Source organism: Neisseria sp. P0021.S005 (assembly GCF_051956955.1).
This window is the reverse complement of record NZ_JBQCWY010000656.1, coordinates 1-1,710: the sequence shown is the minus strand read 5'-3', so window position 1 is coordinate 1,710 and position 1,710 is coordinate 1. Positions and strand designations below refer to the sequence as shown.

Genomic DNA, 1,710 nt, shown 5'->3' with positions numbered 1-1,710 from the left:
GCGTAAATCGCGGCTGGATTGCACGTCTGCAATGGCGTTCATGCGTGGTATGTCCTTCATGATAGGATTGTTGAGATGCGTGTGGAGGGAATCGGCTCGTGTCGGCCGATTTGCAAATGCGAGATTATATCACTTGCTTTATCCGCCTGCATTGATTGTTTCTATTTTTCAGATAGTGATAAAATCTTCGATTATTCACATCTATATAGGCAGAGACCCAATGAAATTCGCCACGAAAGCCATCCATTCCAGCTACGATTGCGACGAACACAACCGTGCGCTAATGCCGCCGATTTATCAAAACAGTATGTTTGCGTTGCACGAGATTGGCGAAAATGTGCCTTACCGCTACTCGCGCCTGAGCAACCCGACCCGTCAGGTATTGGAAGATACCGTTGCCGATTTGGAGCACGGTGCGGCCGGCTTTGCGTTTTCCAGCGGCATGGCGGGGATTGATGCCGTGTGGCGTACTTTCCTGCGCCCGGGCGATACCATTGTCGCCGTCGCAGATATTTACGGCGGCGCTTATGATTTATTGGTCGATGTTTATCAAAAATGGGGTGTGAACGTTGTTTTTGCCGATTTGGGCAATCCGGATAATTTGGATGAGCTGCTCAAAGCACACAATGTCAAACTGGTTTGGCTGGAAACGCCGTCCAATCCGCTTTTGCGCTTGGTAGACATCAAAGCGCTTGCCGCAAAAGCCAAAGCAGCCGGTGCGCTGGTCGGCATCGACAACACCTTTGCCACGCCGTATCTGCAACAGCCGTTGGATATGGGTTGCGATTTTGTGTTCCATTCCGCTACTAAATATTTGTGCGGCCATTCCGACGTATTGATGGGCATAGTCGTTGCCAAAACCAAAGAGCTGGCTCAGCCTTTGCACGACATGATGGTGCATACCGGTGCGATTGCAGGCCCGATGGACTGCTGGCTGGTGTTGCGCGGTATTAAAACGCTGGCTCTGCGCATGAACGCCCATTGCCAAAACGCACTCGAAATCGCACGCCGTTTGGAAGCTCATCCTGCCATTGAAAAAGTGTTCTATCCCGGCCTGCCGTCTCATGAACATTACGAACTCGCCCAAGCACAAATGCCCAAAGGTATCGGCGGCGTGGTTACGGTTTATCTCAAAAACGATACGCGTGAAGCGGCCGATAGCGTGATTAAAAACATGAAACTGGTCAAAATGGCTTCCAGCCTCGGCGGCGTGGAAAGTCTGGTCAACCATTGCTATTCCCAATCCCACAGCGGCGTGCCGCATGATGTGAAAATGGAAATGGGCATCAAAGTCGGCCTGCTGCGTTTCTCGGTTGGAATCGAAGATGTGGACGATATTTGGAACGATATTTCCAAAGCATTGGATACAACTTTGTAAATAAGGCTTAAAGGTCGTCTGAAGATGAATGGTTTTTCAGACGGCCTTTAGCAATAATTAAGGAATAGATATGAAAACATTATTCGGCGCATTGATGAGTATGGTGGTTTTGGCAGCTTGTACATCTCCTTCAGCATCTCAGCCTGGACAAGCCTCTAAAGCGCAGGTACAAACTCAACAAACGGCGCAACCTACTTTAGCCGCCAAATGGCGTGTTGTCGCTTTCAATAAATTCACTGAAAAAGAATTGGCAGATAAAAACGCCTATTTGGATTTCAGCAAAATGCCTAAGGCTTATGGCAATATGGGTTGCAACGGTATGATGTTTCAAG

The 1,710-nt window shown here is 48.8% G+C and carries 1 protein-coding gene and 1 pseudogene; both read left to right on the top strand.

The genetic code is table 11. The features are described 5' to 3' along the window. The first annotated feature begins 220 nt into the window (after window positions 1–220). On the top strand, window positions 221–1,378 hold the full coding sequence (locus ACTHUE_RS17990) for a trans-sulfuration enzyme family protein (RefSeq protein ID WP_070712351.1): 1,158 nt from the start codon (window positions 221–223) through the stop codon (window positions 1,376–1,378). Between the two features lie 70 nt (window positions 1,379–1,448). Continuing rightward, a pseudogene (locus ACTHUE_RS17985) lies at window positions 1,449–1,710 on the top strand (META domain-containing protein); the annotation flags it as partial.